At 42.2% G+C, this 17,544-nt stretch carries 17 protein-coding genes; 1 reads left to right on the plus strand and 16 read right to left on the minus strand.

Annotated elements, in window-relative coordinates; all coding sequences use genetic code 11:
• Positions 1–22: 22 nt before the first annotated feature.
• From rlmN to dapF, 13 genes are all read right to left on the minus strand, one after another.
• Positions 23–1,069: a dual-specificity RNA methyltransferase RlmN gene (gene rlmN / locus ACYQ1I_RS18470; protein ID WP_459767988.1), complete on the minus strand. Its 1,047-nt coding sequence runs from the start codon at positions 1,067–1,069 to the stop codon at positions 23–25.
• A gap of 47 nt (positions 1,070–1,116) precedes the next feature.
• Entirely contained in the window at positions 1,117–2,451 is a 1,335-nt protein-coding gene (gene rsmB, locus ACYQ1I_RS18475; RefSeq protein WP_459767990.1) for a 16S rRNA (cytosine(967)-C(5))-methyltransferase RsmB, read from the minus strand.
• A 145-nt stretch (positions 2,452–2,596) separates the two neighbouring features.
• Complete coding sequence (locus ACYQ1I_RS18480; RefSeq protein ID WP_459767992.1) at positions 2,597–3,283, minus strand: zinc metallopeptidase; 687 nt, start codon at positions 3,281–3,283, stop codon at positions 2,597–2,599.
• A gap of 5 nt (positions 3,284–3,288) precedes the next feature.
• Positions 3,289–4,044 (minus strand): DUF116 domain-containing protein, encoded by a 756-nt coding sequence (locus ACYQ1I_RS18485; protein ID WP_459767994.1) that lies wholly within the window; start codon positions 4,042–4,044, stop codon positions 3,289–3,291.
• Between the two features lie 16 nt (positions 4,045–4,060).
• Complete coding sequence (gene fmt / locus ACYQ1I_RS18490) at positions 4,061–4,996, minus strand: methionyl-tRNA formyltransferase (protein ID WP_459767996.1); 936 nt, start codon at positions 4,994–4,996, stop codon at positions 4,061–4,063.
• Positions 4,997–5,006: 10 nt separating this feature from the next.
• Positions 5,007–5,447: a peptide deformylase gene (def, locus tag ACYQ1I_RS18495; RefSeq protein ID WP_459767998.1), complete on the minus strand. Its 441-nt coding sequence runs from the start codon at positions 5,445–5,447 to the stop codon at positions 5,007–5,009.
• A gap of 15 nt (positions 5,448–5,462) precedes the next feature.
• Positions 5,463–7,943 carry a primosomal protein N' gene (priA, locus tag ACYQ1I_RS18500; protein ID WP_459768000.1) on the minus strand — a complete coding sequence of 827 codons (2,481 nt, stop codon included), beginning with the start codon at positions 7,941–7,943 and terminating at the stop codon, positions 5,463–5,465.
• A 98-nt stretch (positions 7,944–8,041) separates the two neighbouring features.
• Positions 8,042–9,232, minus strand: a complete 1,191-nt coding sequence (gene coaBC, locus ACYQ1I_RS18505) for a bifunctional phosphopantothenoylcysteine decarboxylase/phosphopantothenate--cysteine ligase CoaBC (RefSeq protein WP_459768002.1) — start codon at positions 9,230–9,232, stop codon at positions 8,042–8,044.
• A gap of 12 nt (positions 9,233–9,244) precedes the next feature.
• Positions 9,245–9,481, minus strand: coding sequence for a DNA-directed RNA polymerase subunit omega (rpoZ, locus tag ACYQ1I_RS18510; RefSeq protein WP_459768004.1), 237 nt, complete (start codon positions 9,479–9,481; stop codon positions 9,245–9,247).
• A gap of 19 nt (positions 9,482–9,500) precedes the next feature.
• Positions 9,501–10,103 carry a guanylate kinase gene (gene gmk, locus ACYQ1I_RS18515; RefSeq protein ID WP_459768006.1) on the minus strand — a complete coding sequence of 201 codons (603 nt, stop codon included), beginning with the start codon at positions 10,101–10,103 and terminating at the stop codon, positions 9,501–9,503.
• Between the two features lie 20 nt (positions 10,104–10,123).
• Positions 10,124–10,405, minus strand: a complete 282-nt coding sequence (gene remA, locus ACYQ1I_RS18520; protein ID WP_459768008.1) for an extracellular matrix/biofilm regulator RemA — start codon at positions 10,403–10,405, stop codon at positions 10,124–10,126.
• 12 nt (positions 10,406–10,417) lie between these two features.
• The gene (locus ACYQ1I_RS18525) at positions 10,418–11,299 is read right to left on the minus strand and encodes a YicC/YloC family endoribonuclease (protein WP_459768010.1); all 882 of its coding nucleotides are present in this window, start codon (positions 11,297–11,299) and stop codon (positions 10,418–10,420) included.
• A 133-nt stretch (positions 11,300–11,432) separates the two neighbouring features.
• Positions 11,433–12,278 carry a diaminopimelate epimerase gene (dapF, locus tag ACYQ1I_RS18530; protein WP_459768012.1) on the minus strand — a complete coding sequence of 282 codons (846 nt, stop codon included), beginning with the start codon at positions 12,276–12,278 and terminating at the stop codon, positions 11,433–11,435.
• Between the two features lie 405 nt (positions 12,279–12,683).
• Between dapF and ACYQ1I_RS18535 the strand changes: the two genes are divergently transcribed.
• The gene (locus ACYQ1I_RS18535; protein WP_459768014.1) at positions 12,684–14,453 is read left to right on the plus strand and encodes an Rqc2 family fibronectin-binding protein; all 1,770 of its coding nucleotides are present in this window, start codon (positions 12,684–12,686) and stop codon (positions 14,451–14,453) included.
• A 51-nt stretch (positions 14,454–14,504) separates the two neighbouring features.
• On the opposite strand, the gene ACYQ1I_RS18540 is transcribed toward ACYQ1I_RS18535, so the two are convergent.
• The 3 genes from ACYQ1I_RS18540 to ACYQ1I_RS18550 form a co-directional block, all read right to left on the minus strand.
• Positions 14,505–15,758, minus strand: coding sequence for a uracil-xanthine permease family protein (locus tag ACYQ1I_RS18540; RefSeq protein ID WP_459768016.1), 1,254 nt, complete (start codon positions 15,756–15,758; stop codon positions 14,505–14,507).
• Between the two features lie 95 nt (positions 15,759–15,853).
• Positions 15,854–16,405 (minus strand): bifunctional pyr operon transcriptional regulator/uracil phosphoribosyltransferase PyrR, encoded by a 552-nt coding sequence (pyrR, locus tag ACYQ1I_RS18545; protein WP_459768018.1) that lies wholly within the window; start codon positions 16,403–16,405, stop codon positions 15,854–15,856.
• 204 nt (positions 16,406–16,609) lie between these two features.
• Positions 16,610–17,542, minus strand: coding sequence for an RluA family pseudouridine synthase (locus tag ACYQ1I_RS18550; RefSeq protein WP_459768019.1), 933 nt, complete (start codon positions 17,540–17,542; stop codon positions 16,610–16,612).
• Between the last annotated feature and the right edge of the window lie 2 nt (positions 17,543–17,544).

Below are 17,544 nucleotides of genomic sequence, written 5' to 3' on the forward strand. Positions count from 1 at the left end.
TTTCCAGGAATTATACTAAATGCTACCGTATCACTTCCTGCCCTTTCATATACCGGTTTCTAAGCTGCCCGCAGGCCGCTTGAATGTCAGCCCCTAATTCTCTTCTAAGGGTTGTCTCAATGCCTGCCCCTTTTAAAATCCCAGCAAAGACCTTGATTCGATCCTGATGGGATTTTCGATAGGGGCTTTCATCCACCTGATTAACCGGAATTAAGTTCACATGACATAAAAGCCCTTTTAAAAGATACGCCAGTATTCGAGCATCCTCCTCCTGATCATTTTCCCCATCTATTAAAGCATATTCAAAGGTAATTCTTCGATTGTTTTTTTTCAAATAGTATTGACAGGCTTCTATTATATCATAAATACTATATTTTTGTGCAATGGGCATCATCTTCTGTCGTTTTTCATCGGTGGCGGCGTGGAGGGATATGGCTAAATTTATAGGAATTTTCAAATCAGCCAGGGCCTTTATTTCGGGGACTAGGCCACAGGTGGAAATGGTAATATGCCGATTTCCTATATTCAGTCCATCCTCATCATTTACGTTTTTCAAAAACCTTGTCATTTCCTTGAAATTATGAAGGGGTTCGCCGCTTCCCATCATAACAATATTCGATATCCGCTTTCCCAGGTCGGCCTCCATGGTTAAGAGCTGCCCGATCATTTCACCAGCGGTTAAATTCCTTACCAGCCCCCCCTTGGTAGAGGCACAGAAGCTGCAACCCATACCACAGCCTACCTGGGATGAAATACAAGCCGTTAGTCCATGCTTATATTCCATAATCACCCCTTCTATTATATTACGATCCTCCAGTAAAAATAAGTACTTAGTTGTTCCGTCAGTCCTGGAAACCAGCTTGGTTTCTATTTTTATTTCATTGATATGGGCTTTTTCCTTCAGCTGATCCCGCAGCGCCTTCGATATATTGGTCATTTCGTCGAAGGATTGAACCCCCCGATGAAGCCATTGAAAAATTTGTTTTCCTCTGAACTTTTTCTCACCTAAGGCTACGATAAATTCCATCAGCTCTTCCTTGGTTAAGCTTAATAAATCGACCAAATTCATTCTCCCTTCAAACCCATGGGGTTATATTATAAAATTGTTGTAAGTCTCTACAGCCGGGTGAGCTTTGCCATAAAAAAGCCATCGGTATGATGTACATTGGGATATAGTTGAACCATATCTCCCTGCATCTGGCCGGGTATCAATTTTCTATATTGTTGCCCTAAATTTTGTAATTGAAACCCCTCCGTATCCTTTAAAAAGGCCTTCACAACCCCTTCATTTTCTCTGGGATCAATGGTGCAGGTGCTGTATACCAGACTTCCCCCTTGCTTTACATATTTAGCGGCATTTTTTAATATTTTCAATTGAAGCCCTGTGATTTCGTCAATATCGTCAGGCTTTTTTCGATATTTAATTTCCGGCTTTCTTCTTATAATCCCCAAGCCTGAGCAGGGGGCATCCACCAGTACCCCATCGGCCTGTTCAATCAGGCTTTCATCCAGCTTTAATGCATCAAATTCCTGGGCCTTGACAATGTTGGCTCCCAGACGTTTAATATTTCCCTTGATCAGCTTCACCTTATGGGGGTAAATATCCCGGGCCAATATTTCTCCCTGATTATTCATTAATTGAGCCAAATGAGTGGCCTTTCCCCCCGGAGCACTGCATACATCCACCAGTAAATTACCAGCCTTTGGGTCCATTATTCGACTAATTAACATAGAACCGAAATCCTGAATATACAAATGCCCCTGTTGGAACAAGTCTAACTCCGTTAAAGAGGCAACTCCCTTTATAACCAGAGCCTCTTCAAGGTGAGGACTCTTTTCAACCTCGAAGCCCTGGTCGATCAAGGAATTGATACAATTTTCAACAGTGGTTTTCAAGGTGTTGACCCTTACGTTAACTGTAGGTCTTTCATTATTGGCCTTCAAAAGACCTTCGGTAAATTCAAAGCTAAAATGATTTAAAAATTGTTCCACCATCCACTGGGGATGGGAATATTTGATTGACAGATAAGCCACCGGATGGTTGTTTAAGTCAGGCATTTTAATTTTTTCCGGATTTCTGATAATATTTCTCAAAATACCATTAACAAAGCCCGCAGAACGCTTTGCGTATTTTTTCGCCAGATTGACCGACTCATTTACTGCCGCAGAGGCAGGTACCTTGTCCAAAAATAATATCTGATAGGTTCCCATTCGAAGCAAATTTAAGGTCATGGGGTGAATTTTTTTGAGCTTTACCGATGAATAGGCTTGTATGACATAATCTATATATATTAAATTTTCCAGTACACCATAGACCAGTTCGGTCATAAAGCCCTTGTCCAGGGGCCGATAGCCTGGCTCCTTCAGTTCCCTGTTAAGGGCCAGATTGGAATAGGCCTCCTTTGACTCAATTTCATAAAGTACCTTTAAAGCACCTTCCCTTGCATTCATGAAAAGCCTCCTTAGTTTATCCTTCTAATGTTATTTATTTCCATATTTCATATCTCGAAAAAGCCAGCGCTACCACGTATGGTTTATACGTTTTGTCGCTGGCTTACTTCTTTTCTAGGGCTGACTGATCAAGCCATGGTAGTTGCTATCTTCTGCGGTCTCTTATGGCCATCAGCCTCAATAGCTGGGCAAGGGCCGTAGCCATGGCAGCTACATAGGTCAGGGCAGCAGCACTCAATACCTTTTTAGAAGGACCGTATTCCTCACGGGTGATAAATCCGTTTTCATCCAATAGTCTCAGGGCACGGCTGCTGGCATTGAATTCCACCGGCAGTGTAATGACCGTAAAGGCCACTGCCGCTGTATATAATAATATGCCTATATCGATTACACTGGGATTTCCTAAAAACAAACCTCCAATTACGAAAATCCAGGCAGCAGAGGAACCAAAATTGGCAATGGGCACCAGGGCTCCCCGTAAGGTTAGGGGTAAATAGCCCTTGGCATCCTGCAGGGCATGGCCTACCTCATGGGCCGCCACACTGACTGAGGCAATGGAGCTACTGCTGTAGACATCCCTCGATAGACGCAGCACCTTGCTTCTGGGGTCATAGTGATCGGTTAAATGGCCATTAACCAGCTCAATGGGTACATTGCTGAGGCCGTTACGATCAAGAATGGCCCTGGCCACATCATAGCCTGTATAACCCTTTAAGGTTCTTACCCTTAAATATTTGTTGAAGGAACTTCTCACCTTACTTTGGGCATACATGGCAAAAATAATCGCAGGAATCAAATAAATAAACGATGAATCATAGAATGTGTAAAGCATCTTCATCACTCCTTTATGAAATGTTGAATGGCAGCTTCAACCTCTTTTAAATCTACCATGGTATTCACGCAGGGCCCCTGGGGCCGTTGGTTAATGACAGCCAATACGGGCACTCCCTTTACATCCATCAGACCACTGACTAAATCACGCTCACAGGCAATGGCAATGATTGCTCTGGGCTTTCTTTCAAGAATCATTTTCCGGGCCAGGGTACCCCCGGTAACAACACAAAACTGAATATTGTATTGATCCTTTAGAGCCATTAGCTGATGGATATTACATAATCCACATCTTTTGCAGTTTTCTACATCGTGGGTAATTTTATGGGGACAACTGGACTTTTGTAGACAGTGGGGCGTTAAAACCAGTAATTCTTCCCCCTTAAGGTGATAGGTATTCGCCCGAATCAGTCGATTATTTAAAAGGGTATAGGCCCTTCTTACGGAGTTCTTGTCGGTATTAATCAGCTTACCCATCAACACCAGTAACGGGTAGGTCAGCCGAAGACTAAAGGAGACCAGGGATAGCATCCCCTTTGGAACCTTTTTATTGTACCATAACATTAATATGGAACAAATTGTGATGATAACTAGCAAGACCAATATGAAAAGAACTGCCATCATTGCCATTGTAATCAATTTAATTACATCAAATTGATTATGAAGGGACATAAAAATTAAGATCCCCATCAAAATTGTTAAACTGCCTAAAAAGGTTACCAGTATCCATATGAATTTTTTTTCTATTTGATTCTGGTTCAAAGCTTCATTATAAATTTTAATCCACCCCTAAAACAGTGTCCTCATCAATCGTATTTCCAATCAAATATTCCTTTACGGTCATTCTCTTTCCGCCACTAAATTGAAGTTCTTCAATTGCCAGTAAATCCTTTCCTGTGGCGACATAGATCAGCTCCTTAGTAACCCGATGAATTTTGCCCGGTATAATGTCTTTGGGCCCCGGTTCTACATGGCTTTTCCATATTTTTACCATATTTCCCTGGTAGGTGGTAAAGGCCGATGGCCAAGGCACTGTTCCACGAATTAAATTTCTAATCTCCTCCGCTTCCCTTTGCCAGTCGATTTTTCCCAGGTCTTTTTTCATTATTGGCGCATAGGTGGCTTCTTCCTCACCCTGAGGAATTCGCTCCACCTCTCCTCGTTCTATTAAAGCGATGGTTTTAATGAGACATTCTGCCCCCAGCAAGCTTAACCGATCATGAAGCTGGCCTGCCGTTTCTGTCTCACCAATTTCAGTGGTTTCCTTCAATATCATATCGCCAGTATCAAGGCCCACATCCATATACATAGTCGTGACGCCGCTTTCCTTTTCCCCATTGATAATAGCCCAATTAATTGGGGCCGCACCACGATATTTGGGTAAAAGGGAGGCATGAACATTGATACAGCCAAAGGGGGGAATATCTAATATTTCCTTTGTTAATATTCGCCCATAGGCCACCACCACAATCATATCCGGGGCTAATTTTTTTATTAGCTCAACTACTTCGGCATCCTTCAAGGAGGTAGGCTGATATACAGGTATTTCCTTTAAAAGGGCCAATTCCTTCACCGGTGACATTGTCAGCCTGTTGCCCCTTCCTTTGGGTTTATCGGGTTGGGTAAAAACTGCTGCGATTTCATGACCTTCTTGAATTAATTTTTTTAAGCATGGAACAGCAAAATCTGGTGTCCCCATATAGATTACCCGCATTTTCTCACTCCTACTCCTCAATCAAATCAATAAATAAAATTCCGTTTAAGTGATCTATCTCATGACAAAATGCCCGGGCCAACAGATCGGTTCCCTCTATCATAAATTCATTTCCATGGCGATCCTGGGCCTTTACCTTGACCCATTGAGGCCGGGTAATATCCTCTGAAATGCCGGGAAGACTCAAACAGCCCTCCTGCCCTTTTTGGCTTCCCTTCGTATCTATTATTTCTGGATTGATCAACTCGATCAGTTCGTCCTCCACATCAATCACGACAATTCTCTTTAATATCCCTATCTGAGGCGCCGCCAGTCCTACACCATCGGCATCGTACATGGTCTCTGCCATATCGTCCAATAGTTCATGGAGCCTTTTATCAAATTGCTCCACCACCCTGGCTTTTTTTCGTAAAATTGGATCCTCATCTGTTCTAATTATCCTAATGGCCATAAGTTTCCTCCTCTATTACATCATATTATATGGGTTCATATCGACACTGACTGTAATTGTCCTGGGGACAAATTTTGGTCTGTGCTGTATAAATAAATATTTAATAATACTTTTAATCAGCTTTATGTCAACACCAACATCCTTTAATAAAATTTGATAGCGGTAATATTGGTTAATTTTCGTAATAATTGCTTCGTTAGGCCCCAGTATCACATTCTTCACTTCTATAATACCCTTCTCCTTTAAAATATAGCGAATAATTTCTGCAATTTTTGAGGCATAGGACGCCACCTCATATTCATTTTTTCCACTGAAGCTTAAGGATACAACCCTGGTAAAGGGTGGGTACTGGAATTCATTTCTGATTAAAACCTCTTCTTCATAAAAGCCTTCGTAGTCATGGCTGGTGGCAGCCTTGATACTATAGTGGTGGGGGTCAAAGGTTTGCAATAAAACATGTCCTTCTGTCGCTCCCCGCCCTGCCCGGCCTGCCACCTGGGTAATCAGCTGGAATGCCCGCTCTGCCCCTCTAAAATCCGGCAGGCTTAAGGCACCATCTATGGAAATAATTCCAACAAGGGTTACATTGGGAAAATCAAGCCCCTTGGAAATCATTTGGGTACCAATTAAAATATCAATCTCTCTCAGCCGAAAGGACCTTAAAATTCGTTCATGGGCGCCTTTTTTACCGGTAGAATCCAGGTCAAGCCTTTCAATTACAGCCTCTGGAAACTCAGTCTTCACCAGCTGCTCAAGTTTTTGTGTACCCGCCCCCACATATTTCATTGTTTCGCCTCCACACTGGGAGCAGGTATTGGGCGGCCTGTGGCTTTCACCACAGTAATGGCATTTTATCTGGTTTTGATGAAGATGATAGGTCATGGAAATATCGCAATGGGGACACCGAACCACATGGCCGCATTGTCGGCAGGTTACAACCGTGGCATAGCCTCTGCGATTGAGAAACAAAATGATTTGTTCCTTTTTTAATAGTTTTTCCTTCATCATTTGAATTAAACGCCTGCTTAACACACCATTGTTTCCCTCATCCAGCTCTTGCTTCATGTCCACTATTTCCACCTGGGGTAAGGAAGCTGATGTAGCACGATTTTTCAAGGTTAATAGCCTTAAGGCTCCATTTTTTGCTCGATAATAGGATTCTAAGGAAGGAGTAGCCGAACCCAGCACCACAACCGCCCCTTGATTTTGACTGCGATAATCCGCTACCTCCCTGGCATGATATTTGGGATTCTGTTCTGATTTATAAGTATATTCATGTTCTTCGTCAATTATGACGATCCCCAGCCTAGGCAGCGGAGCAAACACAGCAGAGCGGGCCCCTATCACAATATTGACTCGCCCCTCTCTAATCCGTCTCCACTCATCATAACGCTCCCCCTCTGAAAGATTACTATGCAGTAGGGCAATGCCATCTTTAAATCTTCCCTTAAATCGCTCAACGGTTTGGGGTGTCAGGGCTATTTCCGGCACAAGGATAATGCCCTGTTTTCCCAGCCGTAGGACTTCTTCAATGAGCTGCAAATAGATCTCGGTCTTCCCGCTGCCCGTTATACCATGCAGTAAAAAACCTGCCGGCCTTTGCTGCTGAAGGGCCTTACTAATTTCGTCGATGATCGCCTGTTGTTCCTTTGACGGAATATGCTTTGGATAGGCCTCCACAGGCTGATCCACCAGGGGATCACGCTTTATTTCCACCTCTATTATGGTTACCATTCCTTTTTGTATCAAGGAATTTAATGGACTTCTGGTTATATTTAAATGCTTTAACAAATCTGTCACCCTGGTCCTACCATGGTCAGCCAAATAATCGAAAAGCTGGAGCTGCTTTACTCCCCTTAGACGACTTCTTTCAAGCTCCCATGCTTCGGGAGGAGAAGAAAGCTCAGCATAGTCCTCTGTTCTGATGGAAACCCTGGAAATTAGCCGGTACTGGATTTCAAGCCATTTTTTATTCACCAATTCTCTAATGGCGGTATCAATCTGTTTATAGCTTAGGCGGCCCTTCAGTTCCTCTAAAGGGGCCGTTCCCCCCAGCCCCTTCAGCTGGTTGACTATTTCTGCTTCTTTATTGGTAAGGGGTTGAGCCTTCATTTCGTCATTTTCAGTTAAAACTAAGATTTTTTTTTCCTTATTGACAATCCCCGCAGGGATCAAGCAATGGATCGCCTCTATATATTTGCATAAATATTTATTTCTCATCCAGAAAATCATTTTAATTTGTTCCTGGCTTAAAATCGGTTGATAATCCAAGGAATCCAGGATTTCTTTAAATCCTTCGGTATCGATGACCTTCTCTTCAATATTTATGACATAGGCCTCTAGCTTTTTATTTCCCTTGCCAAAGGGAACAAGTACTCGCATACCTCTAAAGATGTCGGCCTTTAAATGCTCGGGAATAATGTAGTCAAACAGCTTATCGGTCTGATGACTGTTTTGATCGACAATTACCTGGGCTGTCAATTGTTTTGACTGCAATTCCCTCACCTCCTAAGTATCCTTATTATATCAAATTTCATGGAAAAGAAAAGCATAATTCAGGGACTGAACGGTTTCAGTCCCTGAATTATGAAGCATTATAGCATTTCCTTAATTTTATCTAAAATTTTATTAGCAATTTCCGATTTGTTTGCCTTTTCTAAGGGCCGCACCCTTTCCTGGGGGTCGATCAGCAATACAATATTGGTATCGCTTCCAAAGCCTGCCCCTTCCTGACTGACATCATTAGCAACAATCAAGTCGAGATTTTTCTTTTTTATTTTTTCAATGGCATATTCAACCACCTGATTGGTTTCTGCTGCAAAACCCACTAAAAATTGCTGCTTTTTGGCCTTGCCCAATTCCAATAATATATCGGGATTTCTAACAAAATTGATCGTTAAGCTGTCATCCTGCTTTTTGATCTTTTTTTCAGAAACCCTTTCAGGTCTATAATCAGCCACTGCCGCTGCCTTGATCACCACCTGCTGGTCATCATACCGATCCATGACTGCCCCCAGCATTTCGACAGCTGTTTGAACCGGCACAAATTCCACCCCTGCAGGGGGCTGCAAATGGGTAGGCCCAGAAACCAGGGTTACCCTAGCCCCCCTGGCCTTAGCCGCCTCGGCAAGGCTATAGCCCATCTTCCCTGAGGAATGATTTGTAAGGAAGCGAACGGGATCAATGGCCTCTATCGTTGGCCCTGCGGTAATTAAGATAGGCAGATCCTTTAAATCCTGTGGTATCTGGGTCAGATTAACAACAAACTGTACAATCTCGTCTATATCACTTAGCTTTCCCACACCCACATCGCCACAGGCTAAACGCCCTGACCCTGGCTGTATAAACCCATATCCTAATCCCCTAAGCTTTTCCATATTTTGCTGAACAATCTTATTTTCATACATTTTTGTGTTCATGGCAGGAGCAAATACAACCTTAGCGGTAGAGGCCATTATTGTCGTTGTCAGCATATCATCGGCAATTCCATTGGCCACCTTGCCAATGACATTGGCAGTAGCAGGGGCCACCACCAGTACATCTGCTTTTTGTGCCAGGCTGATATGCTCTATATCCCAGTAGCGGGGACTCTGGAACATATCAACAATAACAGGGTTCTGACTCAAGGCCTGTAGGGTTTGGGGCTGAACAAATTCTGTAGCAGCCTTTGTCATAATCACATCTACCTCTGCCTGAAGCTTTTTCAGCTTGCTCACCAAATCACAGGCTTTATAGGCTGCTATGCCGCCTGTTACACCAACAACAACACGTTTCCCCTTTAGCATAGCTTCACCTTCTTATCTTGGATTTCCGTATTCTGCTTCTTCTTTTCTGATTTCTTCCATATTTCGAGTATAGGTAATTTTTCCTTCATAAATTTCCTGGGTCGCAATGGAAACAGGCTTTTTAGAGGTAGACTTAACTGTAATCTGGTCACCATCGATGATTTGTCTTGCCCTTTTTGCAGCAGCTAAAACCAGCGTATATCGACTATCGACCTGTTCCATTAAATCCTTGATGGATGGATATAACATACTTGATCTCTCCTTTTAATTAAAATCTTGATTGAACTTCTTCATAAACCTTTCTAACCCTTAAACGCTCAGCACGAATAATCGCCTTTACATCATCCATGGCTCTTGCCAGCTCGTCATTTACCACGGCATAATCGTAGGCGACAAATTGCTTAATCTCTTGAAGGGCTGCACCAAATCGTTTTTCGATGTCGGCCTCACTTTCTGTTCCCCTGCCGATAATTCTATTCCTCAGCTCCTCCATTGATGGAGGCAGAATAAAAATAAAGACTCCGTCAGGGAATTTTTTCTTAATTTGTAGGGCACCCTCTATATCGATTTCTAATAATACATCATTACCCTTTTCAAGGTTTTCTAATACATATTTTTGCGGAGTGCCATAATAATTATCATATACCTTGGCATATTCTAAAAATTCATCATTGGCCAACATACCTTCGAATTTTTCCTTTGTCAAAAAAAAATAGTTCACGCCGTCAAGCTCCCCCACCCGGGGCCTCCTGGTGGTGGCAGAAACCGAGACCTTAATTTGGGGATTGGATTCAACTAATTTTTTGCATATTGTTCCCTTCCCAGCCCCCGACGGACCTGAAACCACCAATAATAAACCAGATTTTCCCATAGAAACTCTCCTCTTTCTAGCTATTCACAATCTGCAACCGTTTCGGTTTCCTTTGGCATATCCTTTGAATTGAGTCGGTGTGCCACTGTTTCTGGCTGTACCGCTGATAAAATAACATGGTCGCTGTCTGTAATGATCACTGCCCTGGTACGACGGCCATAGGTGGCATCGATCAGCATGCTTCGATCCCTTGCTTCCTGTATAATTCTTTTAATTGGCGCAGATTCCGGGCTAACAATGGCAACAATCCGATTGCCCGAAACAATGTTCCCAAAGCCTATATTGATTAATTTAATATTCATGATGAAAACCTCCTATTCAATATTCTGAACCTGTTCTCTCATTTTTTCAAGCTCACTTTTAACATTGATGACAATATTTGTGATATACAGGTCATTAGCCTTAGACCCAATGGTGTTGATCTCTCGATTCATCTCCTGAATTAAAAAATCAAGCTTTCTACCAACAGAGTCGGATTCCTCCAGGGCTCCTTTAAATTGTCTGATATGGCTTTCGAACCGAACCAGTTCCTCGGTTATATTACTTTTATCGGCAAATAGTGCTACCTCCATCATAATACGATTGTCATCCAGAGAGTAGCCGTCATCAAGAATCTCCCTTATTCTTTCTGTGAGCCTTTGTCTGTATTCTGTCACCACGTGGGGGCTTCTTTCGGCGATATCCTTTAACATGCTGCCAATGAGGTTAAGGCGTTTTAAAATATCAGCCTTCAGCCCTTCCCCCTCTATTCTTCTCATCTCTACCAGCTTTTCAAGGGCATTTTCTACACCCTTTAACAGACACTGACTGATTACATCTTCATCCAGCTCCTGCTTTTCAACCCTGATTACATCAGGAAATTTAGCGATAAGAGAAACGGTAATATCATTTTTTACCGCAAGCTGCTCCTCGATTTGACTAAGGGCCTGAAGATAGCGTTTAGCAAGGGGCAAATCAGCCGTTACCTCTACATCAGCCTCGCCAATGTTTTCATACCCGATAAAAACCTCAACACGCCCCCGTTTAATTTGCTCCTTAACGGTTTGTCTGATTCTTTCCTCTAAATATGTAAACAACTTGGGCATTTTAATACTAACATCCATATAACGATGATTGAGGGATTTTAGTTCTACTAAAAACTTTATATCTTTTGTTTGGGATTCACCTCTTCCAAATCCCGTCATGCTTTTTAGCATCGTAATCATCCTTCCCGAATTCTACTGTAGAACAATGACTCTTTTCTTATTTTATCTTTATATAGTCTGTGTGACAAGTTAAAGTATAGGGATTTAATTAATTTTTATTCAGTATTCATTGAATACCCTATCCTTATTCCTTATGGTAATAAATTCCTTTACAAATATCCTGGGCTGGCCCCTCCATCACAATTTCTCCACTGGGAAGCAACTCAATATCCAGCCTTCCTCCATCGATTTCCACCTGTACCTGATGATCTACCAAGCCTAGGTGATGGGCAATACCACAAACGCTGGTGACACCTGTACCACAGGCAAGGGTATAGCCTGCTCCCCTCTCCCAGGTTTTAACCTGGATATGATGACGATTGATTATTTTTGCGAAATTAACATTGGTGTTTTCAGGAAAAAGTGGATTTTTTTCAATTTCCGGTCCATATTGCCTTACTACCTCAGGGGTTAGCTCACGGGTGAAAATCACTGTATGGGGCACCCCCATTAAAACAGATGATATTTTAAATTTCCTTCCCTTCACCTCAATGGTTTCATTTATAAAGCTGGGCTTTGATGAAACAACCGGAATATCAGAAGGCGTAAAAATCATTTTACCCATATTGACCCTAACTGACGTCACCTGATGGTTATTGAGCTTCAGCTCAAGGGATAAAGGACCCGCCAGGGTTTCTACCGAAAAGCTTTGTTTGTTCACTAAACCCTCATCATAGGCAAATTTTGCAAAGCACCTGATTCCATTGCCGCACATGTTAGCCAGGGAACCGTCGCCGTTATAATAGAACATTTTTAAATCGGCTATGGAAGATTTGCCTACAATCAAAATTCCATCGGCACCAATGCCAAAGTGTCGATGGCAAACCTTGCCCGCCAACAGGCTGAAATGCTCCTCATAGGGAAAATCTTCATACTTGATGACAATAAAGTCATTGCCTGCCCCATGGATTTTTTTGAAGGGTATATTCATTCAACATCCGTCCTCTATATTTTATTTTGATAATCGTGGCAATTTTTCTTTAAATCATGTATGATTGTATTATTGCAGCGGGATGATAAATTTGACAAAATACAGGTCTATAAAATTATTATAACTGATTTATTGATAATCTATAGGAAAGTTTCACTATATTTAATTAAATGAAGGGGAATTTTCCGTATAGATTTTAACAAAGTTACTTTAATATCTTCCAAAAAAGACTTTGTTCATTCTATCAGTAGACTATGATTGAAAGTCATAATAATCGTTACCCTAAATTTATTCAATTGAAATATTTTTTTTCCTGCCATAACTTTAAAATTTATTATGAAAATCTACTAGTAAGACTTTTATGACTATTTGAAACATTATGTATATATTTAAGGAGGAATTTCCATGGCATTAGACGGATTTGTGGTTGCTTCCGTTGTGGAAGAGTTAAAATCACTGTTATGCGGTAATAAAATCGAGAAAATTCATCAGCCTGAAACCGATGAATTAATACTATCTATTCGGAGTCAGGGTAAAAATATGAAGCTATTGCTGTCTTCCAGCAGTCAATACCCCCGGGTACATTTCACCCATAAGCAGAAGGAAAATCCCACGACACCCCCAAATTTTTGTATGCTGCTCAGAAAGCATCTACAGGGAGGCCGTATTACCGCTGTTACACAGCCTGGCTTCGAAAGAATTATCCAATTTAATGTAGAAGCTTACGATGAGCTTAACGTTTTGAAGCAAAAGCTATTAATTGTTGAAATAATGGGTAAGCACAGTAATATTATTCTGGTTGACCAGGAAACCAACAAAATTATAGATGCCATCAAGCGGGTTTCGATCGACGTCAGCCGGCTTCGACAGGTATTGCCGGGCCTTTCCTATGAAATGCCGCCCTCCCAAAATAAGCAAAACCCTTTATCTGCCATGACCCAGGAGGCCTTTAAAGCGATTCTTTCAGTCAAAAGCCAGGCTGCCCTTTATAAGGGTATTTACACCAGCTTTACAGGAATTTCTCCCCTCATCGCCCGGGAGATTTGTTTTCGGGCAGAAATTTCAGAGGATACTCCTATTTTGGCCCTGGAGCCTCCTCAATATGAGGGTTTATATCAAAGCTTTCTGGAGGTCATGCAAGGGACCAGGGAGTTAAGCTTTGACCCAAGGCTTTATATAGATGCCGCCTCGGGAAAATATGTGGATTTCCACGTAATTGACTGCAGTCATCTATCATACTATCGGCAGCAATCCTTTGACACTGTCAGTGAACTGCTGGAGACTTTCTATCATCACAATGATTCCCGAGAAAGAATGAAGCAAAAAAGTCAAGAGCTCAGAAAGAATATTGCTTTGAAGCTAGAGCGATTGCTTCATAAAATTGAGAATCTGAAGCAGGACCTTAAGGCGGCTGAAAAGGCTGAAGAATTAAAATTATTGGGCGATCTGGTCACCGCTAATATTCACCTATTGAAGGAAAAACAAGCTGAGATTAAGGTAGTTAATTACTATGACCCCAGTCTTTCCGAGATTACCATTCCCCTCGACAAGCGCCTGACCCCTGCTCAAAATGCACAAAAATTCTATAAGCAGTATAATAAATATAAAACCGCCATCAAGGAGGTGGCTCATCAAATGGAGCTGGCCCTTGAGGAGGTTCAATATCTGGAGCAAATATTAGTAAGCATTGATCATGCTTCTCAGCTTTCCGATATTGAGGAGATTCAAGGGGAGTTAATGGAAACTGGCTACTTGAAGCGAAAAATTGGTAAAAAGGTAAACAAGCAGCAAAATAAAAGGAGCCATCTTCACTTTCAAACCTCCGACGGCTTTGAGGTTTTAGTAGGGAAAAACAACAAGCAAAATGATGAAATTACCTTTAAAATATCCTCTAAAAATGATCTATGGCTCCATGTGAAGGATCAGCCTGGGTCCCATGCCATTCTAAAACTAAAGGAGGGAAATTATACCCATCAGGCTCTGCTGGAAGCCGCCACCCTGGCTGCCTTCTACAGCAAGGCCAAGGGTGCCACCAAGGTAGCAGTGGATTATACCTTAAGAAAAAATGTGAAAAAGCCCTCTGGGGCCAAACCCGGCATGGTAATTTACGAAGGCTATCAGACGCTTTACGTAGATGCAATACTATCTGATCTTAAAGTTGAGGAAATCAAATAAATCGAGTAGGAGGGTAAAAGAAATAATCTTTCACCTCCTACTCGATATCTTTTATTTTTGAGGCAATACCTTATTGGCAATGATTCCAACCAGGGCTGCCAGGCTTAGGCCAGATAACTGTATATTTTCGGCAATGTTTAATCCAAGGGGGTTTCCTGCGGCATCCGTTGCAACGGCGGTACCAATACCAATTACAAGAATCAAAGCGGCAATTAAAAGGTTTCTGCTCTCAGTAAAATCAATTTCCGCCTCGACTATGGTCCTTAGGCCCACACTGGATATCATACCAAAGAGTACGATACTGATTCCTCCCATTACTGCACCTGGTATGGATTGCAAAATGACTGCAAATTTTCCGATAAAGCTCAGTACCACGGTGATTAAGGCTGCCAAGCGAATAATCGATGGATCATACACCTTTGTTACGGCCAATACCCCTGTATTTTCACCATAGGTGGTGTTGGCTGGGCCTCCAATGAGTCCTGCAAACAGGGTTGCAATTCCGTCTCCCAGCAGGGTTCGATGGAGACCGGGCTCCTTCATGAAGTCCTTCCCAACAACAGCGCCATTGGTGGTAATATCGCCTATATGCTCCATAAAGACCACCAGTACTACCGGTGCAATGGTTAATATCGCCCCCAGCCCAAATTTAGGCATGGTTATACCTGGCACTGCCAAAAGACTTGCTTCCTTTAGCTTAATAACTAATTCACCCAGATTAATGGCACCCAGGGCAATGGCTGAAATATAGCCTACGGTTACGCCCATTAGGATGGGAAGCAATTTAAAGAAGCCCTTTGCATATAGGGAAACTGCAAGCACTGTAATGAGTACAATAATGGCAAGCATCCAATTTTCAGCTGCCATTTCAATGGCCACCGGGCTTAGATTCAAACCAATTACCACAATCATAGGCCCTGTAACAATGGGTGGAAAAAAGGATTTTACCTTTTTTAACCCAAATACCTTAACGCAGCCGGCCATGACAACATATAAAAGACCCGCAGCAATGATTCCCCCTTGGACATACTGGAGCCCGTAAAGCTCCTTAACAGATATAATGACTGCAATGAAGGCAAAGCTGGAGCCTAAAAAGGCTGGTACCATTCCCTTGGTAAGGAAATGAAAAATTAAAGTTCCTCCTCCGGCAGCCAGAAGGGCCACTGAAGGATTAAGGCCCGTCAGCATGGGCACCAGAACCGTTGCCCCGAACATTGCTAAAATATGCTGTAGTGCCAGCACCAGCTTTCTAGAAACGGGTAAATTTTGTAATGCTGTTGTTTGATCTAAGGTCTTATCAGCCATATTTTTTCCTCCTTTTTATTTTGGAGGGTATATATCTTTTTCAAGTATATCCTCCTTTTCAGCCTCGCAGGACTGGTTTAAAGGTCATTATGTTCCTATGAATTTTCTATAATGACAATATTTTCATCGTCGGTCTCCACCAGCTTCACCTTGACTACCTCACTGGTGGAGGTGGGAACATTTTTCCCCACATAATCTGCCCTGATGGGCAGCTCCCGATGACCACGGTCTACTAAAACGGCCAATTGAATTGCCTTGGGGCGCCCAATATCCATAATGGCATCCAGGGCCGCCCTGACGGTGCGTCCTGTAAAAAGTACGTCATCCACCAAAACGATGATCTTACCTTCTATTGTATCTGGTATTTCTGAACCATGAACCACCGGTGACGATTGGATTTCTGAAAGATCATCCCGATAAAGGGTAATATCCAGGGTTCCCACGGGGACCTTTATCTCTTCTATGTCGTTGATCTTTTCGGCCAATCTTTGGGCCAATGGCACTCCTCTGGTTTTTATCCCCACCAATACAAGATTTTTGGCCCCCTTATTTTTTTCTAAAATTTCATGGGCGATTCTGGTAATAGACCTTGCTATGCCTTTTTCATCCAATAGCTGTACCTTTTTTTCTTTACTTTCTTCTATCAACCTGCTTCACCTCCATCCCATAAAAAAACTCCTACCAGCTGGTAAGAGTTATTATGCTTCATCAAACACAATTATATCATTGAATTACAATGAAGTTTTTTCCTTACCAGCCTCACAGGACCAGTTTAAAGGTTCTTTGTTTAATTTTTTATAGTATATCACATGCCTTCGGCATTGTCTACCAAAAATACATCTGTTTATTCGCTAACGATTTTCCTTCAGTCGATTGGCCCGCAGCACCTGTAAAAGTTTTTGAAAATAGGAAGGCAGTTCGGTATCAAATTCCATATATTCCTTCCTGGTGGGGTGCTGAAATCCCAAAATTTTAGCATGGAGGGTCTGACCCTGCAAATTAAACTTATTGGTTTTACCGCCATATAAATCATCCCCCAGCAGGGGATGCTGTATATAGGAAAGATGAACACGAATCTGGTGGGTTCGGCCGGTTTCTAACCGAGCCTCAATATGTGTATAATCGAAAAATCGCTCCAATACATTAAAATGTGTTACAGCTTCTCTGCCTCCCTGTATTACAGTCATTTTTAGACGATCCACCGGGTGCCGGCCAATGGGTGCATCAACAGTGGCCTGATTTTCTTTAATATTCCCCATTACCAATGCGTGATATCTTCTGGTAATACTGTGTTCTCTTAGCTGCTCTGCCAAGGATCGATGGGCTTCATTGTTTTTGGCTACCATTAAAAGCCCAGAGGTGTCTTTATCAATTCGATGAACAATTCCCGGTCGAATGACGCCATTAATAGAGGAAAGCTGTCCTTTACAATATTCAAGGAGGCCGTTGACAAGGGTATTTTCATAATTGCCTGGGGCAGGGTGAACCACCATCCCTTTTGGCTTATTAATCACCAGCAGATCATCATCTTCATAAACCACCTCCAAGGGTATTTTCTGGGGCTTTATATCAAGCTCTGTAGCCTTGGGAATATTGATTTCTATCTCATCGCCAGTTCTCACCTGGTACTTGCTTTTTTCTACACTGCCATTCACCAAAACCATTTGATCTTTAATAAGTTTTTGTATATAGCTCCTGCTAAAGGAATTCAATTGCTCCGCCGCAAAGACATCTAATCTGATTCCTTCTTCTTCCTCAGAAACAAAAAATCTTTCCCTTTCCACCG

This window comes from Alkaliphilus crotonatoxidans, from assembly GCF_054658015.1.